At 59.2% G+C, this 23,453-nt stretch carries 20 protein-coding genes; 1 reads left to right on the forward strand and 19 read right to left on the reverse strand.

The annotated features are described in order from the left end of the window. The 19 genes from fliF to GHO25_RS21065 form a co-directional block, all read right to left on the reverse strand. Nucleotides 1-1,028, reverse strand: a 1,028-nt coding sequence (gene fliF / locus GHO25_RS20975; RefSeq protein ID WP_153392189.1) for a flagellar basal-body MS-ring/collar protein FliF, incomplete at its 3' end; no start/stop codon positions are given. Between the two features lie 15 nt (nucleotides 1,029-1,043). Next, nucleotides 1,044-1,376 (reverse strand): flagellar hook-basal body complex protein FliE, encoded by a 333-nt coding sequence (gene fliE, locus GHO25_RS20980; RefSeq protein ID WP_153392191.1) that lies wholly within the window; start codon nucleotides 1,374-1,376, stop codon nucleotides 1,044-1,046. A gap of 226 nt (nucleotides 1,377-1,602) precedes the next feature. Then, nucleotides 1,603-2,964: a sigma-54 dependent transcriptional regulator gene (locus GHO25_RS20985; RefSeq protein ID WP_123752036.1), complete on the reverse strand. Its 1,362-nt coding sequence runs from the start codon at nucleotides 2,962-2,964 to the stop codon at nucleotides 1,603-1,605. Nucleotides 2,965-2,969: 5 nt separating this feature from the next. Next, nucleotides 2,970-4,115, reverse strand: a complete 1,146-nt coding sequence (locus GHO25_RS20990; RefSeq protein WP_256677267.1) for a PAS domain-containing sensor histidine kinase — start codon at nucleotides 4,113-4,115, stop codon at nucleotides 2,970-2,972. A 281-nt stretch (nucleotides 4,116-4,396) separates the two neighbouring features. Further along, a complete protein-coding gene (locus tag GHO25_RS20995; RefSeq protein WP_123752026.1) occupies nucleotides 4,397-5,872 on the reverse strand; it encodes a sigma-54 dependent transcriptional regulator in 1,476 nt (491 codons plus the stop codon). A 179-nt stretch (nucleotides 5,873-6,051) separates the two neighbouring features. After that, complete coding sequence (locus tag GHO25_RS21000) at nucleotides 6,052-6,345, reverse strand: hypothetical protein (RefSeq protein WP_048371434.1); 294 nt, start codon at nucleotides 6,343-6,345, stop codon at nucleotides 6,052-6,054. Between the two features lie 18 nt (nucleotides 6,346-6,363). Then, nucleotides 6,364-6,759 carry a flagellar export chaperone FliS gene (fliS, locus tag GHO25_RS21005; protein WP_048371436.1) on the reverse strand — a complete coding sequence of 132 codons (396 nt, stop codon included), beginning with the start codon at nucleotides 6,757-6,759 and terminating at the stop codon, nucleotides 6,364-6,366. Nucleotides 6,760-6,855: 96 nt separating this feature from the next. Next, on the reverse strand, nucleotides 6,856-8,217 hold the full coding sequence (gene fliD / locus GHO25_RS21010) for a flagellar filament capping protein FliD (protein ID WP_123752025.1): 1,362 nt from the start codon (nucleotides 8,215-8,217) through the stop codon (nucleotides 6,856-6,858). A gap of 82 nt (nucleotides 8,218-8,299) precedes the next feature. Beyond that, on the reverse strand, nucleotides 8,300-8,650 hold the full coding sequence (locus tag GHO25_RS21015) for a flagellar protein FlaG (protein ID WP_153392195.1): 351 nt from the start codon (nucleotides 8,648-8,650) through the stop codon (nucleotides 8,300-8,302). A 72-nt stretch (nucleotides 8,651-8,722) separates the two neighbouring features. Then, complete coding sequence (locus GHO25_RS21020; RefSeq protein WP_153392197.1) at nucleotides 8,723-10,441, reverse strand: flagellin; 1,719 nt, start codon at nucleotides 10,439-10,441, stop codon at nucleotides 8,723-8,725. A gap of 354 nt (nucleotides 10,442-10,795) precedes the next feature. Continuing rightward, complete coding sequence (locus tag GHO25_RS21025; protein WP_153392199.1) at nucleotides 10,796-11,725, reverse strand: ketoacyl-ACP synthase III; 930 nt, start codon at nucleotides 11,723-11,725, stop codon at nucleotides 10,796-10,798. A 359-nt stretch (nucleotides 11,726-12,084) separates the two neighbouring features. Next, complete coding sequence (locus GHO25_RS21030) at nucleotides 12,085-13,674, reverse strand: flagellar hook-associated protein 3 (RefSeq protein ID WP_153392201.1); 1,590 nt, start codon at nucleotides 13,672-13,674, stop codon at nucleotides 12,085-12,087. A 14-nt stretch (nucleotides 13,675-13,688) separates the two neighbouring features. Continuing rightward, a complete protein-coding gene (gene flgK, locus GHO25_RS21035) occupies nucleotides 13,689-15,734 on the reverse strand; it encodes a flagellar hook-associated protein FlgK (RefSeq protein ID WP_153392203.1) in 2,046 nt (681 codons plus the stop codon). Between the two features lie 10 nt (nucleotides 15,735-15,744). After that, a complete protein-coding gene (gene flgJ, locus GHO25_RS21040) occupies nucleotides 15,745-17,001 on the reverse strand; it encodes a flagellar assembly peptidoglycan hydrolase FlgJ (protein WP_153392205.1) in 1,257 nt (418 codons plus the stop codon). A 10-nt stretch (nucleotides 17,002-17,011) separates the two neighbouring features. Beyond that, nucleotides 17,012-18,121 (reverse strand): flagellar basal body P-ring protein FlgI, encoded by a 1,110-nt coding sequence (locus tag GHO25_RS21045; protein ID WP_153336744.1) that lies wholly within the window; start codon nucleotides 18,119-18,121, stop codon nucleotides 17,012-17,014. An 11-nt stretch (nucleotides 18,122-18,132) separates the two neighbouring features. Next, nucleotides 18,133-18,828 (reverse strand): flagellar basal body L-ring protein FlgH, encoded by a 696-nt coding sequence (flgH, locus tag GHO25_RS21050; RefSeq protein WP_048371453.1) that lies wholly within the window; start codon nucleotides 18,826-18,828, stop codon nucleotides 18,133-18,135. A 21-nt stretch (nucleotides 18,829-18,849) separates the two neighbouring features. Further along, nucleotides 18,850-19,635 (reverse strand): flagellar basal-body rod protein FlgG, encoded by a 786-nt coding sequence (gene flgG, locus GHO25_RS21055; protein WP_048371455.1) that lies wholly within the window; start codon nucleotides 19,633-19,635, stop codon nucleotides 18,850-18,852. A gap of 46 nt (nucleotides 19,636-19,681) precedes the next feature. Continuing rightward, nucleotides 19,682-20,422: a flagellar basal body rod protein FlgF gene (locus tag GHO25_RS21060; RefSeq protein WP_048371638.1), complete on the reverse strand. Its 741-nt coding sequence runs from the start codon at nucleotides 20,420-20,422 to the stop codon at nucleotides 19,682-19,684. Nucleotides 20,423-20,722: 300 nt separating this feature from the next. Next, nucleotides 20,723-22,285: a sigma-54-dependent transcriptional regulator gene (locus GHO25_RS21065; protein ID WP_048371457.1), complete on the reverse strand. Its 1,563-nt coding sequence runs from the start codon at nucleotides 22,283-22,285 to the stop codon at nucleotides 20,723-20,725. A 339-nt stretch (nucleotides 22,286-22,624) separates the two neighbouring features. Here GHO25_RS21065 and phhA point away from each other — a divergent pair, with 339 nt between their 5' ends. Then, nucleotides 22,625-23,416, forward strand: a complete 792-nt coding sequence (gene phhA / locus GHO25_RS21070) for a phenylalanine 4-monooxygenase (protein WP_153392208.1) — start codon at nucleotides 22,625-22,627, stop codon at nucleotides 23,414-23,416. Nucleotides 23,417-23,453 lie beyond the last annotated feature (37 nt).

A 23,453-nucleotide genomic window follows, 5' to 3' on the forward strand; every position in this document is an offset into this window, starting at 1 on the left:
GTTTGCTGCGGCGCGGTGGCCGGGGCTGGCGGCTGATTGCTCAACGCCCCCGGTACGCCTTGCGGGCCGTTGCTGGCGGTGCGTTGTTCATTGGTGGATTGCTCGCTGCGCAAGGCCGGCTGGTCAGGGTTGAACTGCTCGGAGGTGGACTCGACCGAGCTGAAATCAACGTCTGCCGAGACTTCGGCCTTGTAGCGATCATTGCCCAGCACCGGTTGCAGGATGTTGTGCACGCGCTGGGTGAGCATGCCTTCCATGCGCCGGCTGTAGTCAAATTGCTTGCCGGCCATGGTCAACTCGGAGTTTTCCGCCTGATCCGAGAGCAGATTGCCCTTTTGGTCGACCACAGTGACCTGGGACTTGATCAACTCCGGCACGCTGGTGGCCACCAGGTTGATGATCGCCATCACCTGGCCTGGCTCCAGCGAGCGGCCGGGGTACAGCTCAACCAGCACCGAGGCGCTGGGCTTGCGTTCATCGCGCACGAACACCGAGCTTTTCGGGATCGCCAGGTGCACGCGGGCAGCCTTGATGTTGTTGAGGCTGGAAATGGTCCGCGCCAGTTCGCCTTCCAGACCACGGCGATAGCGCGTGGCTTCCATAAACTGGCTGGTGCCCAGGCCCTGGTCTTTGTCGAGGATTTCGAAGCCGATGTTGCCGTCTGAAGGGGTGACGCCTGCGGCCGCGAGCTTGAGCCGCGCCCGTGAGACGTCATCGGCCTTGACCAGCAAGGCCCCGGAATTGGGTTCAACGGTGTAGGCAATATCGGCGGCGGCCAGGGTTTCCATGACCTGCTTGGCGTCCATCCCGGCCAGGCTGCCGTACAGCGGCCGGTAATCGGGCTGTTGCGACCACAACACCACGGCAAAACCGATTGCCACGCTCGCCGCCAGACCAACCATAAGGCCGACCTGACGCAACATGGTCATCTCGGCCAGGTTGTCCAGAAAGGACAAGCCGAACAGCGGCCCTTTGCCGCCACCCAGGCCTGACTTGGCCGGAACGTTTTCCGGAAGTGCATCTGCCATGACTTAATATCGCCCTTAAACCGGCATCTGCATGATGTCTTGGTACGCCTGAACCAGCTTGTTACGCACTTGCGTGATCGCCTGGAAAGACACGCTGGCCTTTTGTGAGGCAACCATCACATCGGTCAGGTCGACACCGCTTTTACCGATTTCGAACGCGTTGGACAGCTGCGACGACGCTTGCTGCGTCTCGCTGACCTTGTTGATCGCGTTGCCGAGCATGTCGGAGAAACTCGGTGCACCCGCTTCAGGAGCGGCCTGCACAGCCAATTTCGGTTGAGCCATGGCGTCCATTTGCATGGCCCGCATATCCAACATCAATCGATTAAATTCAATACCTTGGCTCATGGACTATGGCCTCCGCCGACCCGCATTTTTTTGACACTTTCACTGCTCGTAGTGAGGTATAGCAACAAGGGTGCCAGCTCTTTGTCGTTTTCGCACGATTAACGTTACAAAACATCGCAAAGACCGAACTAAACACACCCTGTAGGAGCGAGCTTGCCTCGCGATCTCTTGATCTTTAAGAGCAAAAGATCGCGAGACAAGCTCGCTCCTACAGGGGGATGCACCGTCACGTTGCGGCAAACAGGTACGCCTCAACATCCATTCCGGCATCACGCATTTGCGCCAGCTTGTAGCGCAAGGTGCGCGGGCTGATGCCCAGGCGTTCGGCCGCTTCTTTGCGCCGACCGCGCTCGGCACGCAAGGTGTCGATGATCATTTCAAACTCATGGCGACGCAGGTCATCGCCCAACGCGCCGGACGACTCGACCGGCGCCACCGCAGGCAGCGGCGCGTACGTCACCGGCCCGGCCAGGCAGAAGTCGGCCGCTTCAATCAAGCCGCTTTGTTGCAGGATCAGCGCCCGCTGGATTGCGTTGTCCAGTTCACGCACGTTGCCCGGCCACGGGTAACCCACCAGACACGCCTGGGCCTGCGCCGAGAAACGCACCGGGGCGTGCTTCATTTTGCTGATGTGCTTGGCCAGCAGCCGCTCGGCCAACGGCACGATATCGGCGGTGCGTTCGCGCAACGGGCGCCAGGCCAGCGGGAACACTGACAAGCGATAGTACAAGTCTTCGCGGAAGCGCCCCGCCGCCACTTCACCGGCCAGGTCACGGTTGGTGGTGGCGATCACGCGGATATCCAGGGCAATCGGCTTGCGCCCGCCCACGCGCTCAACCTCACGCTCCTGCAACACCCGCAGCAACTTGGCTTGCAGGCCCAGGGGCATTTCCGAGATTTCGTCGAGCAGCAAGGTGCCGCCATCGGCCTGTTCAAACTTGCCCGCCTGCGCTGCAATGGCGCCGGTAAACGAGCCTTTTTCGTGGCCGAACAAGGTGGCTTCGAGCATGTTGTCCGGGATCGCCGCGCAGTTGATCGCCACGAACGGCTGATCGATCCGGCTGGAATGCTGATGGATGTAACGCGCCAGCACTTCTTTACCGGTACCCGACTCTCCGGAAATCAACACCGTCGAGTCACTTTTAGCCACACGCGCCGCCAGCGCCAACAGTTGCGTGCTGGCCGGTTCAACCGCCACCGGGCCTTCGCTGTCTGCCGCGCCCAGGCTGCCCAACGCATGGCGTGCCACCAGATCAAGCAAGGCTTTGGGTTCAAACGGCTTGACCAAGTAATCCGCCGCACCTTGACGCATCGCATCGACGGCACGCTCTACCGCGCCGTGGGCGGTCATCAACAGCACCGGCAACTGCGGATGGCTGGCGCGCAGGCGGCCCAGCAGTTGGTGGCCGTCCATGCCCGGCATGTTGACGTCGCTGACCACCAGGCTGAAGGCCTCGCCCGCCACCGCGTGCAACGCTTCTTCGCCGGAACCTACGGCCTTGAAGTCGTGACCGGCCAACAACAACGTGTCGGCCAGCGCTTCCCGCAAGGCGCGGTCATCCTCGACCAGCAGCACTTTGATTTGCATCGCCATTAGTTAGCCTCCCCTGCAACGGCAATCAGCGGCAAGCTGAGCAAGGCACAGGTGCCTCGCCCCAGCCGCGAACGTAAGCCCAGATCGCCCTGGTGCGCACGCGCCACGGCGGTGACCACGGCCAGACCGAGCCCGGTGCCGGTGGCCTTGGTGGTGAAAAAAGGTTCGCCCAAGCGCTCCAGCACTTTGGGTTCGATGCCGCTGCCGCTGTCGCTCACGCACAGGCGCAGCTGGTTGTCGCGGGCATACAGGTGCACCTTGAGACGCACCGCACCGGCTTGCAGGGCGTTTTCGATGAGGTTGAGCAGCGCGCCCACCAGCGTGTCGCGGTTACACAGCACCAGCCCGGTGTGCACATCGCACTGCCAACGCATTGACACACCCTCAACGTGGGTCTGTGCCGCTGCCTGCAATGCCTGCATCAAGGCTTTGGGGGAAACCCGATCCGCCAGCGGCAGTTCGCCACGGGCAAACACCAGCATGTCGCGCACCTGGTGTTCCAGTTCGTGCAGTCGCTCTTTCAAGCGCCCGGCAAAGCGCTGCTGGGTTTCGACCGGCAGCGTTTGTTCAGTCAAATGGCTGGCGTAGATCAACGCTGCCGATAAAGGCGTGCGGATCTGATGCGCGAGGGAGGTGACCATGCGCCCCAGCGACGACAAACGTTCATGCCGGGACAGCTGGTCTTGCAGGCGCCGGGTTTCTGTCAGGTCGTTGAGCAACACCAGTTGCCCCGGTTCCGGGTCCAGCGAGCGGGTGGCAATCGACAGGCGACGGCCGTCTTTAAGCGAGATTTCATGCCCATCGTCTTCACGCGGCGCGAAGCAGCGGGCAATCACCTGGCGCCACAATTCACCTTGCAGCGGCAGCCCCAACAGCTCGCACGCCGCCGGGTTGGCCTCGCTGACCAAGCCGCGATCGTCGATCACGATAACGCCACCGGGCAACAAGTCCAGCAGGTGCTGCAAGCGATTGGCCAAGCGCTGGTTTTCTGCCAGCTCATCGACACGCCGCTCACCAGCCAGTGCCAGCTCGCCTTTAAGCTCGGCAACCCGGGCTTCCAGCAGGCTGTAGGAGTCGGTCAACTGGGTCGACATCTGATTGAACAGCGAGAACGCCTGCTCAAGCTGCGCCGCGTTGGCGGGCATATTGCTCAGAGACGCGGCAGCCCCTGCGAGATCAGGGACCGAGGACTGTTGGGCGGCGTGGGGCATGGGACGTTCTCGCTTGGCTGACCGTCATAAAACGGTTCGTTAATCCAAGCAAAGCAATACCCGTGCCCGAAAAATAACATTGGCGAACTGAAGGGGGGGATGTGTTGATGCAGATCAAAGGATTGAAACTGGACCTTGTAGGAGCGAGCTTGTCTCGCGAGCTTTTAAAAGATCAAAAGATCGCGAGCAAGCTCGCTCCTACAGTTTGGGCGAGGTTAGTCGTCGCCCTGCTCTTCGCCTTCGCGGCGGCTCATGCCGTATTTGCGCATTTTTTCAACCAAGGTGGTACGGCGGATCCGCAGGCGTTCGGCCGCACGGGCGACGATGCCGTTGGCGTCGTCCAGCGCTTGCTGGATCAAGCTTTGTTCCAGCCCGCCCAGGTAGTCCTTGAGGTCCAGGCCTTCGGGCGGCAGCATCGCGCCGGTGGTGAAGTCCGGCGTATTGCTGTTGATGGCGACGCGTTCTTCCATGTCACTGCGCAGGCTGTCGACCAACTGCTCGTCTTCATCGTCGACATAGCGGAATTTTTTCGGCAGCTCTGCCACGCCGATCACGCCATAGGGATGCATGATCGCCATGCGCTCAACCAGGTTGGCCAGCTCGCGGACGTTGCCCGGCCAGGCGTGGCGGCACAGCGACATGATGGCGCCCGAGTTGAAGCGGATCGAACCGCGCTTTTCGTGTTCCATGCGTGAAATCAGCTCGTTGAGCAGCAGCGGAATGTCTTCCACCCGCTCACGCAAAGGGGCCATTTCAATCGGGAACACGTTGAGGCGGTAGTACAAGTCTTCGCGGAAGGCACCGACTTCGATCATGCTTTCGAGGTTTTTGTGGGTGGCCGCAATGATCCGCACATCGGCGCTTTGGGTCTTGTTGCTGCCCACGCGCTCAAAGGTGCGTTCCTGCAACACCCGCAGCAGTTTCACTTGCATCGGCAGCGGCATGTCGCCGATTTCATCGAGGAACAACGTGCCGCCATTGGCCAGTTCGAAACGCCCGGCGCGGCTGGTGATGGCCCCGGTGAACGCGCCCTTCTCATGGCCGAACAACTCGCTTTCAAGGAGCTCTGCGGGGATCGCCCCGCAATTGACCGGCACAAACGGCGCATCGCGGCGCTTGGAATGGTAATGCAGGTTGCGCGCGACCACTTCCTTGCCGGTCCCGGACTCGCCGAGGATCAACACGCTGGCGTCGGTGTCGGCCACTTGCTGCATCATCTGGCGCACGTGCTGGATCGCCCGGCTGGTGCCGACGAGGCTGCGAAACAGGTTGGGTTCACGGTGACGACCGCGCTCACGGGCCTGATCGTACATTTCACGATAGACCTGGGCACGGTGCAGCGAATCGAGCAATTTGCTGTAGCTGGGCGGCATTTCGAGGCTGGACAGCACGCGACGACGCTGGTCGTCGGGCAGCTCTGTCGAAGAAATATCACCTAAAAGCAGAATGGGCAGGAACTCATCCCAGGCTGCGAGTGTCTTAAGCAGGCTTGAGATTCCGCCAGCAGCGCTCACGGTGCCAATCAGCACGCAGAGCACCTCACGGCTGGACGACAGGCCTGTAACCGCCTGCTCCCACTCGTGACTAGGGCTGGTTAAATTCTCTTCGCCGAGAAAACTTAAAATTACCGCCAGGTCATGGCGGCGGACGCTATCGTCATCGATCAGCAGAATTTTGGTTTCACGCCACATGCAATAGCAACTTCCCTAGTCAACTCAGCGCTCCGGATAATGTGGAGCACACTAGCCGCCCCGATCCTGTTGGATGTGTGAGGCGACTGAAACAGAATACGTACTAGTTAAGTCAAAAAAACATACACAGTCAAATTTATGGCGCCGCTTAAACGGATTAACCCTATACTTCTTATGCCTTAACCGAACAAATGGTAAACCTTTGAAGCATTTTTTGCTTGGTTGATCTGCGCCATTTGCTCGACTACCAGTTGCCGCTCGTCCGTAGCGGCCTCCAGCAGCATGCGATACACCACCAACAACCCCTCCAGATTTTCGCGCAGCACCGCTTCGTCCAGCGGGCGTTCGTCGAGTACTGTCTCAACACATTCACGGCACGCCGAGTCAAGCTCGCCGATGGCATCCCAGTTGCGCGCCGCCAGGGCATCGATCAGCGCGTCGCGGGTTTCTTGAATTCGTTGCAGCTGGCTCATGACGCACTCCTCAGGCCATTAGATTGATTGCGGGGCGATCTCGTCCCAGCCGCTTTTCACCGTGATCAGCAGGCGTGCGACTTCGTCGATGATTTCAGGATCGTTTTTGATATTGGCCTGGGTCAGACGCACGGCCATGTACTCGTACAGGTCATCGAGTTGCTGCAGCGCCGCCTTGTCGTCGGTCTTGTCAGCATCCAGGCCCTGACGCAAACCGCCAATAATGTCGACGGCTTTGGTCAGCAACAGTGCCTTCTGCGGGATATCGCCACGGCTCAACGCACCTTTGGCCTGGGCCATGCGCTCCAGGCCGCCTTCCATCAGCATTTGAATCAAGCGATGAGGGCTGGCTTCGGAGATTTGAGCGTGGGAATTGACCTTCTGATACTGACGAAGGGCGCGCATCGGGTTCATGTTTCTACCTCATCACAAATGGGCTAAGTCTTACTTCTTATGTCGGCGCCGGGGCTCAAAGCTTTAGCGCTCAAGCCGCACCAGATGCCCGGAAAATCAGTTATTCGACTTCGGGTTATTCAGCGAATTGAGCGTGGTCATGATGCTGGAACTGCTGGCGTTGATCTTCGCGATCAAGCCGTCCATCGCCGTGTATTTGGCGGTGAGCGTGGTTTTCAGCGTGTCCATGCGGCTGTCCAGCGCTTTTTGCTGCTCGGTCAGATCGGTCAACTTGGTGTTCAAGTCGGCGGCACGGGTGGTCAGCAGCCCGCTGGTGCCGACATAACTGTCCGTGGCCTTGGTCATGCGCGTGATCAAACCGGTGTCGCCGGTGAATACCTTGGCAATCTCGGTCGGACCATTGGGGGTCGCCACGGCGGCGTTCCACTTGGTGTCATCCAGGGTCAGCAAACCGGTTTTCTGATCGGTACTGATGCCCATTTGCGCCAGGTTGCCCACGGTGGAACCGCCGGAGTTTTGCAACAGTTCGCTACGAATGCCGTTGACCAATTGGCGCATTGACGAATCACCGGTCAACGCACCGGTTGTGGTCGTGGCCGCATCACCGGTTGCAGTGACTTTGGTCTGGGTGTTGATGCTGGTCATCAGTGCGTTATAGGCACTGACAAACGACTGCACCGAGGTTTTCAAGGTGGTGGTGTTGGACGCCACGGTAATGGTCGACGGCTTGGTGTCCAGCAGCTCAAGACTCACACCACTGATGGCCGAGGTGATCTTGTTGCTCTTGGACTCCATGGCAATGTTGTCGATGGTGTACTCGGCGTTGACCGGCGGTTTTCCGGCGTCATAGCCAGTTGCCAGCTCGGAATCGCCACTGAGAGTAATGTCCGTGCCCTTACCGGTGGTTTGCGAACTGATGACCAGACGCGAGCCGTTGGCGTCGGTCAGCACGTTGGCGCTGATGCCCTTGGATTGCAGCTGCGTGTTGATCGCGTCACGGGTCTGCTGCATTGTCGCACCCGCTGGGACCTTGACGTCGTAGCTGCTATCGGACTGCGAAATAGTCAGGGTTGCTTCTTGATCACCTGAGTTAACAACGGCTGAGCTGCCTTCGAACACTTTGCTGGTGACCTTTGACCCCGTCGCCAATTGCGTGACGTTAAGCGCATAGGTACCGCTTGCGGCTTTATCGCCCAAAGTGACCTTGGAAATTTTCTCGTCAGAAGAGGTGCCCGCAAGCCCGTTGAAACTGGCTTCCGTGTTGAGTTTGGCGATGGCCGCACGATAGGTATCAAGCGACGCCTTGACCGTGCCCACCGCCGACAGCTGGGTGGTGGTCGTGGTTTGCAGCTTGGTGATTTGCGCCTGCTTGGGGGCTTTTTCAGCATCGACCAACGCTTTGACGATCCCTACCGTATCGAAACCCGAACCGACGCCGGTAATCGTTGAACTGGCCATCTTTATTCTCCTTGTTCGGTGGCTGTCGCTTTATTGGCTAAGAACAGCGAAGCCACAAACACCATCACATTTCATGCCACCTTCAAACACTGGCGTTAAAAAGCAGGCTGTTGGGGTCTGCCAGATTTTGCGCCAACTTGAGGGCCACTTCTGAAGGTAGCTGGCGAATCACTTCACCGCTTTGGGTGGCGATGACCTTGACCACCATGATGCCGGTGGTGTCATCAATCGAAAAATCCAGCTGACGCTGGTGAGACTGCGCGAAGTCGCGTAAATCACTGACCGCTTTTTCAACCTCGATACGCGCAGGCGGCTTGCCTGGCGGCACGATGTCACTGGCATCTGCCCTGGCAATGGCAGCCGGTGCTGGCGCGGGGCTGGACGGCCCGACGGCGGTTGGGTAGGCGGAATTCAGTTTGATGCTCATGTCCATGTCATCACCTCACCACTGAAAAAACAAAAGGGCACGTAAACGCGCCCTTCCGTTATCAACCGTGCGCTGAAATTACTGAAGCAGCTTCATCACAGCGGATGGCAGTTGGTTCGCCTGAGACAGGATCGCAGTGGACGCCTGTTGCAGGGTTTGTTGCTTGGTCAACTGAGCAGCTTCCGATGCGAAGTCGGTGTCCTGAACACGGCCCAGAGCAGCGGTCGAGTTCTCGGAAATGCTTTGCAGGTTAGCCACGGTGCTGTCGAAACGGTTTTGTACGGCACCCAGTGCAGAGCGCTGAGAGTCGATTTGCTGGATGGCATCACCCAGCGCCTGAATGGTGCGCTGAGAGTCAGCAGCGGTCAGGATGCTCAGGTCAGATACGGTGGTTTCTACAGTAACTGCTTTGGCGCTGGTGGCCGTTGGAGCATCTGTAAGACCCAAGGCAGCCAAACCAGTGCCTGCGGCGCCATCCTTAACAGAAATATCCTTATTAGAGAACAGCTTCAAAGAACCATCATCGTTTTTGCTGGCAGTAACGCCAGTGCTTGCACTGTTGATCGTCGATACGATGTTGTCCGCGGTATCGCCTTTCTTGAACTTGACTTCAACGCCGTTCAATTCGATTGATGTATCTGCGGTCAATTTAGCTTGAGAGGTACCTGCTGCCAGCCCCAACTGAGCCAGCGAGCCACCATCTGTATTAGCCAGCTTGATGTCTTTACCGTCACCGGACGACAGGACAACGCGTCCATCTTTAACTTCAGCTGTAGCTTTATCGCCCAACTGCGCTTTGATGTTATCCAGCACGCTAGTGACTGTATCGGCTGCCTTCCACTCAACAGCAGTGCCATTAACGGTAATAGCGCCGTCAGCAGCGAGCTTAGAAGCACCTGTAATAGCAGCGGTAGTAGTTCCGGCAGTCAAACCTAGACTCGTTAAACCACTAGTCGGAGCTGGAGTAGGAGTAAGAGCTGTCTCTTCAAGCTTGATATCACCCTGAGACGTTAGAGTTAGCTTGCCTGCTGCATCAGCTGTTGCTGTGACACCGGTCAGGTCTTTTTTAGCATTAATGACATCCACTGCAGCAGTGGCTGCGCCTGCGGCAGTGCCGGCAGCGGTCAAAGCGAACTCTACGCCATTGATCCTAAACTTGTCTGTAGCAGCACTCCCCGCCGCAATAGCAGTTCCTGATACCTTGGCCGAAGATAAGTTTGCTCCCGTAGTAGATGCACTCAACCCTTTCAGCGCTGCACCACTAGCACTCGCCTCACTGTAAGAACCCTTCAAGCCCGTAGCACTGATATCTGTCATACCAAACGAAATAGTCTGGTTGGCATCAGCGCCCACTTGGAAAGCCTGGTTCTGGAACGAACCATCCAGGATGTTACGACCACCAAAAGTAGTGGTTTGAGCAATACGGGTCAGCTCGCCGGTTTTGGCAGTAAATTCTTGCTGCAGGGACGCACGGTCTGCGTCGCTTTTGTCACCGTTGGAGGCTTGCAGGGCCAGTTCACGCAGACGTTGCAGAATGTTGGTCGACTCTTGCATCGCGCCTTCAGCGGTCTGTGCAATCGAGCTGCCGTTGTTGGCGTTGGCGATCGCAACGGTCATGCCTTTGGTCTGCGAGGTCAGACGGTTGGCCATCTGCAGGCCAGCGGCGTCGTCTTTGGCGCTGTTGATTTTCAGGCCGGAAGACAGACGGGTCATCGAGGTGCTCAGCGCATCACCGGCTTTGTTCAGGTTTTTCTGAACGGTCAGGGACGTGACGTTGGTGTTTACGGATAAAGCCATGACGAAATCCTCATTAGATAAATACTGCGGCTTCCGGCCCTGGCAACCGCCGGGTGTGGCCTAGAGAACCTTCGTAATAGTTATCGTCGTGATGGCAAGATGCTTGAGGGCTTTTTTGATTTTTTTTACAGGCGGGGGTTCATGCCTTGTGTTTCAAGGGGTTGCGCGCGTAGACAAGCAGAGTCAAAACCTGTGGGAGCGGGCTTGCTCGCGATTCAGGCACCTTGCCGGGTCAGACGTATCGAGGTGCTGGCATCGCGAGCAAGCCCGCTCCCACAGGAGATTTCTGTTTCTTCACAATGCAAAACGCCCAAGGTTTTGCGGCCTTGGGCGTTTTGTGTGTCTGGCGAGTGCTTAGTCGCGATAAATAATCGCTGAGCCCCACGACAGGCCCACACCGAACCCGCTCAGCGCGACGCGCTTCCAGGTGGCGTCCATCACGTGCTTTTCCAGCAGCAACGGAATGCTCGAGGACACGGTGTTGCCGGTCTCGACCATGTCCTTGATGAACTTCTCGGGCTCGCTTTCTTCAAAACGACGGGCCACGGCGTCAACAATCGCTGCGCTGCCCTGGTGGATGCAGAACGCGTCGATGTCTGTGGCTTTGAGTTCGGACTCGTCCAGCAGTTCGTGCAGGTGCGCCGGGACTTTGACCAAGGCGAAGTTGAACACCTGGCGGCCGTTCATGAAGAACACGCCGTCGCTGACTTTCAGGTGCGGTGCGCCCGAGCCGTCGGTGCCGAATTTGGCTTTACCCAGCTGCCAGGTGGCGTCTTCGCCCATCCAGGTGGCGGTGGCGGCGTCGCCAAACAGCATGGTGGTGTTGCGGTCTTCGGGGTCGACGATTTTGGAATACGGGTCGGCAGTCACCAGCAAGCCGTTTTTCAGGCCCGCGGCTTCCATAAAGCCTTTCATGGCGTAGATGCCATAGACGTAACCAGAGCAGCCCAAGGAGATGTCGAACGCGGCCACGTGGGTCGGCAGGCCCAGCTTGTCTTGCACGATGGCGGCGGTGTGCGGCAGGCCTTCGGCGTCGCCGTTCTGGGTGACGACGATCAGCGCGTCGATGGATTCACGCGAGAGCTGCGGGTTGTTGGCGAACAGTGCGTTGACGGCTTCTACGCACAGGTCTGAGGTTTCCTGGTCAGCATCTTTACGCGGCAAGAAGGCCGAGCCAATCTTGCCCAGAATGAAGTCTTCGTCCTTGGAGAACTTCGCGCCCTGAGCGTAGTTGTCTACGCCGTTTGCAGGCACGTAACTGGCGATGCTTTTAATGCCAATCATTGTGGCTTCCCAATACTAATAGCTGGAGATCACCCGCTCAGCTAACCGAGGGGCGTTGACAATAAGAGGGCTTCGTCGCGCAAAAACAGCGGCGAAATGGGCACCTGACACCTGCAAAAAACCACACAAATCAGCTGAAAATAGCCCGGCGCCCGCCCAAACGTTTCACACGATACAGTGAAGATGCGCGTTGTGACTCATAGGTCACTCTAATTTGTGTGGTTTTATACTAAAGATTTCAGAGAAGTTGTAGTCGCTGTCGAGGCACGAGGCTGCGATGCGGGCCGCAGGACCGCCAAAGGGGGTCGCTTCGCAACCTATCGCAGCCTCGTGCCTCGTCAGCGACTACGGGATTTAGATCACAGCTGGTTGAACAGGCTGAGCTGGGAGATTTTGACGAACGCCAGTTGTGAGGCTTCGAGCATGGATTTCTGGAAGGCCAGTTGGGTTGCCGCGCTCGCGGTGTCGGTGTTGCCGATGGCCGCGGTGGTGGAGTCGTTGGCCAAGCCCATGCTGGTGTTTTCGTCGAATTGAATGTCCACCGCGTTCAACCGTGCACCGATTGAGCCGCGGGCGGTGTCGATGCTGGCGCTGGCGTTTTTCAGGTTGCCAATCGCGGTGTTGATTGCGTCACGCTGCATGCGCGAAGCGGCCGCGTCTTTTTCACTCGGCACCACTAACGCCTTGCGCAACTCGCTGATGGTGTCCAGCGCGCTCTGGCTTTGGTGGTTGTTGTTGCTGACGACAAACTGGTCGCCCGAAGCCGGGGTGCCGGTGAAGTCAAATTTGACGCCCATGGCTTCCAGCGAGCCATCGGCCAGGGTGCCCTTGGCAATCGACTTGCTGCTGTCGGTCACCGGCTGTGCGTAGACCTCGTACTCGGTGGCGCTGGTGAACTTGATCACCGCGCCATTGCTCGGAAAGCTGTCGCTGTAAGTGCCCGCGCTGGTCACGTTGGAGCCAGTGATTTGCGCCGTCGAGCTGTTGCTCGGAGTGCGCGAGGCATTGAAGGTGTCGGGCTTGGCTTGCAGGGTGAAGGTATGGCCCTTGACCGCCGCGTCCTGGTCGGTCGGGGCAATGTCCTTGAGGTTCAGGTTGATGTCAAAGGACACCCCGCGCAGGCTGATGCTGTGCGCGCCCTCTTTGGTCGAGTCAAACACGCCGTTGCCCGGGATCTCCGAGGTTACGTCTTTGCCGTCGGCATCTTTGAGGGTGTATTGGGTGCTGCTGGTGAATTCCAGGGTGTACGGCTGGCCTGCGGCAAAGCTCTTGTTGAACACCGCGCTGGAGGTCACCAGACCCGATGACACGGCAACCACGCCCTTGTCCGGCACCACCGCGCCGTCCGGGTCGAGCATCGGCTGCAAGGTGCTTTGAGTGCGCCCGGTGTTCACCGAGTTCTCCATAAAGCTTTTGGCCGTGTCACTGCCCGCCAGGGTCAGGGTGTCCGAGACCTTGAGGTTGAGCTGAGTGTCATCGCCTTGATAGGAGTAGGTGCCATCGTTGTTGCGGATGTACGGCTGGGTGTCGGTCTTGGAGCCCGAGAACATGTAGTTGCCCGCGGAGTCTTTGCTGTTGAGCAGGCTGAACACCTGGTCTTCGATGCTGCCCAGTTCATTGGCCACCGCCAAACGGTCGGCGTCGTTGGTCAGGCCGCCTGCCCGCAGCGCCAGCTCACCGGCTTTTTGCAGGGAGTTATTGATGCTGTCGAGCACGCTTTCCTGATTGCTCAGCGACGACTTGATGCTGTCCATATTGGCGGAATACTGGCCCAGCATGTCCTTTTGCTGCTGCAGTTGCAGCAAACGTGCGGCGCCCACCGGATCATCGGCAGCGGTCTGGATGCGCACGCCAGAGTCGATCTGCTGCTGGGTCTTGATCACCGACGAGAAGTTGTTCTGGTAGGTGGTGCTGGTCGACTCAAAAAACTGGGCAGTGGAAATACGCATCGTCGAGTGCTCCCTTAAAGACTGTTGATCAGCGTGCTGAAGGTTTCTTGCGCCGCTTTGATGATTTGCGACGATGCGGTGTAGTACTGCTGGAACTTGACCAAGTTGGAAGCTTCTTCGTCCAGGTTGACCTGCGACACCGAGTTGCGGGTTTGCGTGGCGTACGCCAGGGCGGCCGTGTTGGCGGTGCCGTCGACGCTGGCCTGGCTGGCTTTGCCGCCGACCTTGGAGACCAACTGGCTGTACGAGGTGCCGAGGCTCGCCCCGCCCCCGCCGCCGGTCACGCCCACGGTCTGTTTGGTTTGCAGGCCCAACAGTTGGTTGGCGTTGCTGTTGTCCGCCTTGCCGTCCTTGTTGAAGCGAATATCAAAACTGTCCCCTTTGGCCGGCGAACCGCTGAGGGTGGTGTCGAAGTTGACGGTTTTTGGCGTGCCGTCCGGGTTGGTCACCGCCGCGCCTGAGGCATCGAGCACCGGCACCTTGATCGTGACTTTGTTGTCCTGGCCCGGAACGATGGTGCCCTCGCCTATCTTCTCGCCCTTTTCATTGAGGATGCGATAGCCCTGGGTGCCGCCGCTGGCTTCGTCAAAGGCAATGCGCACTGGCATCGCGCCTTCGATTTCACTTTGCGCTTTGCCCAAGTCCGCGCCGCCATAAATATTCAGCGCCTGCGACAGGCTCAGGCCGCTCGCGGCGCCGGTGCCGCTGTTGGAACCGCCTTTAACGGCCACCAAAGGTCCGGCAAACGCCAATTTACTGGCATCGGTCATTTGCACATTGAGGCTGCTGGCGCCATTGGCGGTGGGGCTGACTTTGAAGCTGTCGCCCTTGCTCAACGCGCCGCCATTGAGGCTCATGCTGAAGCCGTCGATCACTGCCGGCGGGTCTTGATCGAGCTTGAAGGCACCCATGTTGGTGCCGTCCGAGCGCTTGACCGTGTATTCGTTGTCGCTGGTGAATGTGACCTGATAGTCGTAGGTGGTCAGTGCACCGCTGTTGGTGATTTTTACGTCAAGGTTGCCCGAGCCTGCGCTGTTGCCGGTCGCGGCCAGGCTGCGCTGGCTGATCGCCTTGTCACTGTTGATGCTGCTGAACAGGGATGAGCCAAATTCGCCGTTGGCGTCCAGCCCCTGCCCCAACTGCTGGTTGAAGGCATCGGCCAACACGATGGCCGTGCGCCCCAGCTCATTGATGGACGGGGCCAGCACGTCTTCGCGATAACGCAGCAGGCCGCCGATTTTGCCGCCGGTGAGCACCGAAGTGACGTCGGAGCTGGACTGCGGGTAGTTGATCTGGATGCTGAACTGGCTTTTGTCGGTTTTGCCCGGCACCGCCGACAAGGTGTTCGAAGTGTTGCCCTGCACCAGCGCCTGACCGGTGCCGAGGGTGATGTCGTACACGTTGTCGTGCTCTTGAACCGACACCCCGACCAACTCGTTGAGGGTGCGCACCGCTTCGTTGCGGGCATCCATCAGGTCGTTGGGGGTGTTGCCCGCCGTGGTGGCCTGGGCAATTTGCTTGTTCAGCGAGGCGATGGTGGCCGTGTGCTGGTTGACCATCGAGGTCAGGGTGTCCAGCTGGCTGTTGATGCCGTCGTTTTGCTGATTGAGCTGAGTCGAAATCGAGTTGAAGCGGTTGCTCAGGGTTTGCGCATTGGTCAGCAGCAGTTGGCGCGTGGAGCTGTCGCCTGGCGCCCCGGCCGCTGTTTGCAGGGAGGCAAAAAAGCTGTTCAGTGCCGACGACACACCGGTGCTTTTGTCCGAGAGCAGTTTGTCGATCGAGCCGATCTGGTCGAGATACGCCTGGGCGTCGCCGTTGAGCGATGTGGTGGCTTGCAACTGGGCGTCGAGGTAGGAGTTATACACCCGGCGTACGTCGGCCAGGGTAGTTCCGGTGCCGATAAACACCCCGCTCACCTGCTGCGAGCCCGCGCTGCTCTGCACCACTTGCTGACGCGAGTAGCCCGAGGTATTGGCGTTGGCAATGTTATTGCCCACGGTGGCCAAGGCCCCTTGGCTGGCGTTAAGCCCCGACATCCCGATGTTGATCAAACTCGCCATGGTTCAAACCTTATAAATGCGTGAGAGAACCCGTCGAGACGTAGCTCTGGTAGGTTTTCATTTGCTTGGCAATCTGCGAAATCTTGCTCGCGTACTCAGGGTCGGTCGCGTAACCGGCCTTCTGCAGTTCACGAACAAACTGCTCTGGTTTATCGGCTGCGTTGAGCACATCTTTATAACGATTGTTGCTCTGCAGCAGGGTCACCAGGTCGTGGAAGCTGTCTTGGTAGGAGTTGTAGGAACGGAAGTCCGCCGTCTCCTTGACCATCTGCCCGTCGCGAAACTCACTGGTAATGGCCCGCGCCTGCGCGCCCTGCCAATTGCCGGTGGCCTTGATGCCGAACAGGTTGTAACTGCTGTTGCCGTTTTGTTGACGCATCACCGATTTGCCCCAACCGGTTTCCAGCGCCGCTTGCGCCACCAGGTACAACGGGTCGACGCCGATTCGATCGGCTGCCTGCTGCGCCATCGGCAACATGGTGGCAACGAACGCATCCGGCGATTCAAAGGCTTGTTTGGCCGGTGCCAACGGCGGCTGGGCCACGGCGCGGCCATAAATCTGCATGCGCCCATGCACCCCGGAGGCACTGAGCATTGGCTGACGGCTGCCTTTGATCACCGCGTCCAGCGCCGGGCTGGTGCGGCCCGGTACGGTGCTGGTGTTGAGGGTGGAACGCGCCGGGTCAGCCGACGGCACAATTCCAGCCAACAGGCGGTCAGTCAATTTGCTCGGTAACGCCAGACGACGCTGATTGAGCATCGCCATGTCATTTTTGTGCCCGCCATCGACCGCAGGCGTGGCCACCCGTGCAGCCCACAAGGCGCGCTGGCCGTTGGAGCGCACGAACGGGCTGTTGGTGGTGGTCGTCGCAGGCGCTGCGGCCTTGGTTTCTGCGGCCACCGCAGGCGTGGCGGGTACGTCACCCGGCACCACCGATTGGTTTTTCGACATCTGGCGCATCAGCACATCGGCCAAGCCAATGCCGCCGCCCTGGCGTGACAAGGTCACCGACAGTTGCTGGTCGTACATTTCCTGATACTGCTTGGCCGCAGGCGTGTTCAGCGGGTTGTCCTTGCCCAGCACTTCGTTGGCCGAACGCATGGACTTGAGCATTTCGTTGAGGAACAGCGACTCGAATTCCTGCGCAACCTTGCGCATATTGCCGTCGCTGTTACGGTCGCCCACCTTCAGGTTGTTCAGACGATTGAGGTCGCTGAACGCCCCCGAATCGCTGTCACTGACGACGCCACTCTTACGCATGTCCATGCCGTTGGCCTCAGATCACGATCAGGTCGGCTTGCAAGGCGCCGGCCTGTTTCAGGGCTTCGAGGATCGCCATCAGGTCCCCCGGCGCCGCGCCCACCTGATTCACCGCCCGGACGATTTCGTCGAGGGTGGTGCCCGGGCCGAACTTGAACATCGGCTTGGCTTCTTGCTGGGCGTTGATCCGCGAGCGCGGTACTACCGCCGTCTGGCCGTTGGACAATGGGCCCGGCTGGCTGACGATCGGGTCTTCAGTGATGGTCACGGTCAAGCTGCCGTGGGTCACTGCCGCAGGCGATACCTTGACGTTTTGCCCGATCACGATGGTGCCGGTGCGCGAGTTGATAATGACCTTGGCCACGGCCTGGCCCGGATCCACTTCGAGGTTTTCCAGAATCGACAGGTAGTCAACGCGCTGGCTTGGGTCCAAGGGCGCGGTGACGCGGATCGAGCCGCCGTCAATCGCCTGGGCCACACCGGGCCCCAGCAGGTCGTTGATCTTATCGACCACGCGCTTGGCGGTGGTGAAGTCGGAACGGTTGAGGTTCAGGGTCAGGCTGTTGCCCTGATTGAAACCGCTGGGTACGGCCCGCTCAACCGAAGCACCGCCCGGAATGCGCCCGGCTGACGGTACGTTGACGGTGATTTTCGAGCCGTCGCGGCCTTCCGCGTCAAAACCGCCGACCACCAGATTGCCTTGGGCAACGGCGTAGACGTTGCCGTCAATACCCTTGAGCGGGGTCAGCAACAGCGTGCCGCCGCGCAGGCTTTTTGAGTTACCGATGGACGACACAGTGATGTCGATCACCTGCCCCGGCTTGGCGAACGCGGGCAAGTCGGCACTGACTGACACTGCGGCGACGTTTTTCAACTGCACGTTGCCCGAACCCGGCGGCACTTTAATGCCGAACTGCGAGAGCATGTTATTGAAGGTCTGCAGGGTGAATGGCGTTTGCGTGGTCTGGTCGCCCGTGCCATTCAGCCCGACCACCAGGCCATACCCAATCAATTGGTTGGAGCGCACGCCCGAAATGCTGGCGATGTCTTTCAACCGCTCGGCGTGAGCGCCCAGGGTTGTCGACAGCAGCAGTACGGCTGCCAGCAGGTGCTTGAGGTTCGGCATGGTCGGTCCGGTCAGAAAGGAAACAGTGGGCTAAGGAAGAAGCGGTCAAACCAGCCCGGCTGGCTGGCATCGGCAAACGAGCCCGTCCCCGAGTAGGTAATGCGCGCATCGGCCACGCGGGTCGAGGACACGGTATTGTCGGTAGAGATGTCATCCGCCCGGACCAGCCCGGCGATTCGCACCAGTTCGTCGCCAGTGTTCAAGGTCATCCACTTCTCGCCGCGCACGGCGATGATGCCGTTAGGCAGAACGTCGGCCACGGTCACGGTGATCGAACCGGTCAGACTGTTGCCCTGCCCGGCCTTGCTGTCGCCCTTGGTGGCGCGGCTGCCGCTGTAGCCTGCGTTGAGGCTCAGGTCAGCACCGCCCAACGGGTTGTTGGTGGTCATGCCGCCACCGAACAGCGAGGTCAGGCCGATGTTGGTGTTGCTGTTTTTACCGATGGCCGAGTTGGCGTTTTTGCTCGCCTGGGTGCGCTCGTTCAAGGTGATGGTGATGATGTCACCCACCCGGAATGCCTTGCGGTCGCTGTACAGGTTCTGTTCAAAACCGGCCTGGTAAATCGAACCGTTGTTCGCCGCAGCCGGCAGCGGTGTGCGCGGCAGTACCGGGGCGTAGTACGGATCGTTAGGGCGTGGCGGCGGGCTGACACAGCCCGCCAGAAAAGTAACGCCACCCAGTGCCAGAACAGAAATAAAGCGTTTCATGACCTCTCCCGCTTCACGTAATTACAGATTTTGCGTCACAAACGACAACATTTGATCGGCGGTGGAGATCACTTTGGAGTTCATCTCGTAAGCGCGTTGGGTGGTGATCATGTTGACCATCTCTTCAACGGTGCTGACGTTTGAGGTTTCGAGGGTGTTCTGCATGGTGGTGCCGAAACCGTTCAGGCCCGGCGTGCCGATTTGCGGCGCGCCGCTGGAGGCGGTCTCCAGGAACAGGTTGCCGCCCTGTGCCTGCAAGCCGGCCGGGTTGATAAAGTCGGCGGTTTGCAGGTTGCCGATGATCTGCGCAGCGGCGTTGCCGGGCACGGTGACCGACACAGTGCCGTCCTGGCCGACGGTGAACGTCTCGGCATCGGCAGGCACGACAATCGCAGGCTCCAGGGTGAAACCGCTGGCGGTGACGATCTGGCCGTTGGAATCGAGGTGAAAAGTACCGTCACGGGTGTAGGCCGTGGTCCCGTCGGGCTGCATGATCTGGAAAAACCCACGGCCATTTATGGCCATGTCCAGCGGCTGCTCGGTGGTTTGCAGGCTACCGGCGGTGAAGTTCTTTTGCGTGCCGACAATGCGCACACCGGTACCCAGTTGCAGGCCGGAAGGCAGCTCGCTGTCTTGGGTCGATTGCGCGCCGGGCTGGCGTTTGATCTGGTAGAGCAAGTCCTGGAACTCAGCACGATCACGCTTGAAGCCGGTGGTCGAGACGTTGGCCAAGTTGTTGGAAATTGTCGTCAGGTTGGTGTCTTGTGCAGCCAAACCCGTTTTTGCAACCCACAGTGCCGGAAGCATGCGTGCTCTCCTCGTGCGCCGGTTTTTCGGCGCAACGTGTCAGTAATTAGCTCATGGCCAGGACGCGAGTCATGGCCTGGTCGTCTTCTTTGGCGGTGTTCATCATTTTGATGTGCAACTCGAACTGCTTGGACAGGGCCAGCACCGAGGTCATCTCTTCGACGGCATTCACGTTGCTGGCCTCCAGAAACCCCGAGGTCACCCGCACATTGGCGTCGAATGGCGCAGGCTGGCCGTTGGCGGTGTGGATCAGACCGTCGAGGCCTTTAGTCATGGAGCGCAGGTCCGGTTGAACCAGCTTGATGCGGTCCACTTCAGCCATCACGCGCGGGCCCTCGCCCATGGCGCGAATGCTGATGGTGCCGTCTTCGCCCACTTCAATTTGCTGCTGCGGCGGCACGGCGATCGGCCCGCCGTTGCCCATGACCGGCATGCCGTTGCCGGCCCGCAGAATGCCCAGCGAGTCGACATTCATGCTGGCGGTGCGCACATAGGCTTCGCTGCCATCGGGGGCCTGCACGGCCAGCCAGCCATCGCCTTTGACGGCGATGTCCAGGTCACGCCCGGTTTGCACCAGCGCACCCGGCGTGAAATCCGTGGCAGGTCGCTCGGTCATGGCAAAGGCCCGCGCAGGAAAGCTGTCGCCAAACACCGGCATCGAGCGCGCCTGTTCCAGATCGCGCTGAAAGCCGTTGGTTGAGATGTTCGCCAGATTGTTGGCATGTGCCTTTTGCGCCAGAGCATTCTGACTGGCGCCGGTCATTGCCACATAAAGGTACTTGTCCACACTCATTCCTCTGCCTGACGGACGCTTGCCGCCCACCGCTGTACTGAATGGGTACTAGCAATTTGCGCACCAACTTTTTATTGACGGTGAAAAGGCCGTGCTGGCGGGGCTTGAGGAGGGTTATGTGGCGTCACAGAAATGGCAAACCGGCGTGGTTATGCCGGTTGCGGCAAAGGGCGGCCTGTTCGGCACAAAAAACGGTGGGAGCGGGCTTGCTCGCGATGCAAGCGACTCGGTGTACTTGACACTGCGCATCGTTCCAATCGCGAGCAAGCCCGCTCCCACAAGGTTTTCGCGTTTTTAATCCCGACCAGGCTTGATGATGTCGTGCTCGCGCAGTTTGTTGGCAATGGTGGTGTGGGATACGCCCAAACGCTTGCCCAGCAGGCGGCTGCTTGGGTGTTCGGAGTACAGCCGCTCCAACACGGCTTTTTCAAAGCGCCCGACGATTTGATCCAGCCCGCCTTCCATCGAGAACTCACCCAGCGGCTGGCGCACGCCGTAATCCGGCAAGCGGATGTGTTCGGCCTTGACCACGCCGCCATCGCACAGCGACACCGCCTGGAACAACACGTTTTCCAATTGCCGCACGTTGCCCGGCCAATGGTAGTGGCTCAAACGGTCCATGGCCGCCGGAGCGAGGCGCGGCAACGCACAGCCAATTTGCCGACTGGCCTGATCGAGAAAATGCTCGACCAACGGCTCAAGGCCATCCAGGCAATCGCGCAGCGGCGGGATGTGCAACGACAATACGTTGAGGCGGTGGTAAAGGTCCTGACGGAATTCGCCACGGGCGCACAGCTCAGACAAATCCACCTGCGTGGCGCACATCACGCGCACATCGAGGTAGACCTCTTCGTCGCTGCCGACACGGCGAAAGCAACCGTCCTGCAGAAAACGCAGCAACTTGACCTGCAAACGCGGGCTCATTTCGCCCACGCCATCCAGAAACAACGTACCGCCTGCGGTCAGTTCCAACAGCCCCAACTTGCCCTCGGCCCGCGCCCCTTCGAATGCACCCGGCCCGTAGCCAAACAGTTCGGTTTCGGCCATCGACTCGGGCAAACCGGCGCAGTTGAGCGCCATCAGCGGCGATTGCCCCCGCGGGCTGGCCAGGTGACAGGCGCGCGCCAGCAATTCTTTGCCGGTGCCGGTTTCGCCTTCTATTAATAGAGGCGCATCCAGCGGCGCCATACGTCGGGCTTCACGGACCACCGCGGCCATGACTTTTGAGCTTTGGAAAATACTGTCGAAGCCGCGCAGTTCCTGCTTGCGCACGTTGTAGATCTGCTCACCCAGACGGTCAGCTCGATGCAAGGTGAGCACCGCGCCAGCCATGGCTTCGCTGTCATCGTGCTCCAGTTGCAGCGGCGCGATGTCAGCGAGGAACACATGCCCCTTGATCTTGACCCGCAGGCCGTTGATCCGCGATTTGTTGGCCCGCACCAGCTCCGGCAAGTCGAAGTCTTCGGCGTAGCGCGACAGGGCAATGCCCGGCACTTCATCGACGCGCACGCCGAGCAACTGCGCTGCCGCACGGTTGGCCGCCACAATCGAGCCGCCCATATCGATGGAGAGCACGGGGAATTCCAGTGCGCCGAGCAAGGCGTTGAGTTCCATGTGCCTGCGTTCGCTGGGCATCAGCCCTACGCGTTTGACGCCAAAAACCCCGGCGATCGTTTCAAATTTGGGGCGCAGTGCCTGAAACTGAAGGTTGATCAGGTTAGGGCAAAACAGATAGATCGCATTGCCCTGGTCGCCGCCCACCTCGCCGCGCTTGACGTTGATGCCGTAGGCCACCAACAGGTTGAGGATGTCACGCAGGATGCCAATCCGGTTTTGGCAGTGGACTTTGATACGCATGGGGCAAGGCTCGGCTGTGTCTTTGTTGTAGGAGCGAGCTTGCCTCGCGATCTGTTGATCTTTTTAAAAGATCGCGAGGCGAGCTCGCTCCTACAGGGGTGTTTTTTGTTCGGGAGAGCATTTCGCTGTCACGATTTTTTGACGATTTTGCAATTACTCACGCAAGAATGACAGTTCAATTGCCTTGTCGTAACGAATTATTTACGGAATACGCACACCATTCCGGTAATAGACACGCTTGTCCGGCTGCATCCTCCCAGCACTTGGGATATCACTTAACCAACGAATACGCGCCGTCCCTGACAGAACAATAAAAACGATTTCTCTGCGGAGAGCACCATGAAGCAAACGAAATACGTCGCCCGTGAGCCGAATGCCAATGGCTTTATCGACTACACACCCGAGGAACACGGGGTGTGGAATACGCTGATTACCCGCCAGCTCAAATTGCTCGAAGGCCGTGCCTGCCCTGAGTACCTGCAAGGCATCGACAAACTCGGCCTGCCCCACGACCGCATCCCGCAACTGGGCGAGATCAATAAAGTGCTGGGCGAAACCACCGGCTGGCAAGTTGCCCGCGTGCCGGCACTGATCCCCTTCCAGACTTTTTTCGAATTACTGGCCAACAAGCAGTTCCCGGTAGCAACGTTTATTCGCACCCGTGAAGAACTGGATTACCTGCAAGAGCCGGATATTTTCCACGAGATTTTTGGCCATTGCCCGCTGCTGACTAACCCATGGTTTGCGGAATTCACCCACACCTATGGCAAGCTTGGCCTGCAAGCCAGCAAAGAACAGCGCGTGTATCTGGCCCGCCTGTACTGGATGACCATCGAGTTCGGGCTGGTGAATACCCCTGAAGGCAAACGCGTGTATGGCGGCGGAATTCTGTCTTCGCCTAAAGAAACGGTTTACAGCCTGTCGTCAGAACCTGAGCATCAGCCATTCGATCCGCTGGAAGCCATGCGCACCCCGTATCGAATTGATATTTTGCAGCCGCTGTATTTTGTTCTGCCGGATTTGAAGCGCCTGTTTGACCTGGCCCACGAAGACATCATGGGCATGGTTGAAAAAGGCATGGAACTGGGGCTGCATGCACCCAAGTTCCCGCCCAAGCCGAAAGCGGCTTAACCCTCTTTATTCAAGACCAATAAAAATCGATTTCAGG

It is taken from the genome of Pseudomonas sp. FSL R10-1350, from assembly GCF_009600525.1.
In the GTDB taxonomy this organism is placed as follows: Bacteria; Pseudomonadota; Gammaproteobacteria; order Pseudomonadales; family Pseudomonadaceae; genus Aquipseudomonas; species Aquipseudomonas helleri.

Coding starts and splice junctions, on each gene's coding strand:
- fliE (WP_153392191.1), bottom strand. CDS start 1,376: ATGAGCCAAGGTATTGAATTTAATCGATTGATGTTGGATATGCGGGCC.
- GHO25_RS20985 (WP_123752036.1), bottom strand. CDS start 2,964: ATGCAAATCAAAGTGCTGCTGGTCGAGGATGACCGCGCCTTGCGGGAA.
- GHO25_RS20990 (WP_256677267.1), bottom strand. CDS start 4,115: ATGCCCGCCAACGCGGCGCAGCTTGAGCAGGCGTTCTCGCTGTTCAAT.
- GHO25_RS20995 (WP_123752026.1), bottom strand. CDS start 5,872: ATGTGGCGTGAAACCAAAATTCTGCTGATCGATGACGATAGCGTCCGC.
- GHO25_RS21000 (WP_048371434.1), bottom strand. CDS start 6,345: ATGAGCCAGCTGCAACGAATTCAAGAAACCCGCGACGCGCTGATCGAT.
- fliS (WP_048371436.1), bottom strand. CDS start 6,759: ATGAACCCGATGCGCGCCCTTCGTCAGTATCAGAAGGTCAATTCCCAC.
- fliD (WP_123752025.1), bottom strand. CDS start 8,217: ATGGCCAGTTCAACGATTACCGGCGTCGGTTCGGGTTTCGATACGGTA.
- GHO25_RS21015 (WP_153392195.1), bottom strand. CDS start 8,650: ATGGACATGAGCATCAAACTGAATTCCGCCTACCCAACCGCCGTCGGG.
- GHO25_RS21020 (WP_153392197.1), bottom strand. CDS start 10,441: ATGGCTTTATCCGTAAACACCAACGTCACGTCCCTGACCGTTCAGAAA.
- GHO25_RS21025 (WP_153392199.1), bottom strand. CDS start 11,725: ATGATTGGCATTAAAAGCATCGCCAGTTACGTGCCTGCAAACGGCGTA.
- GHO25_RS21030 (WP_153392201.1), bottom strand. CDS start 13,674: ATGCGTATTTCCACTGCCCAGTTTTTTGAGTCGACCAGCACCACCTAC.
- flgK (WP_153392203.1), bottom strand. CDS start 15,734: ATGGCGAGTTTGATCAACATCGGGATGTCGGGGCTTAACGCCAGCCAA.
- flgJ (WP_153392205.1), bottom strand. CDS start 17,001: ATGGACATGCGTAAGAGTGGCGTCGTCAGTGACAGCGATTCGGGGGCG.
- GHO25_RS21045 (WP_153336744.1), bottom strand. CDS start 18,121: ATGCCGAACCTCAAGCACCTGCTGGCAGCCGTACTGCTGCTGTCGACA.
- flgH (WP_048371453.1), bottom strand. CDS start 18,828: ATGAAACGCTTTATTTCTGTTCTGGCACTGGGTGGCGTTACTTTTCTG.
- flgG (WP_048371455.1), bottom strand. CDS start 19,635: ATGCTTCCGGCACTGTGGGTTGCAAAAACGGGTTTGGCTGCACAAGAC.
- GHO25_RS21065 (WP_048371457.1), bottom strand. CDS start 22,285: ATGCGTATCAAAGTCCACTGCCAAAACCGGATTGGCATCCTGCGTGAC.
- phhA (WP_153392208.1), top strand. CDS start 22,625: ATGAAGCAAACGAAATACGTCGCCCGTGAGCCGAATGCCAATGGCTTT.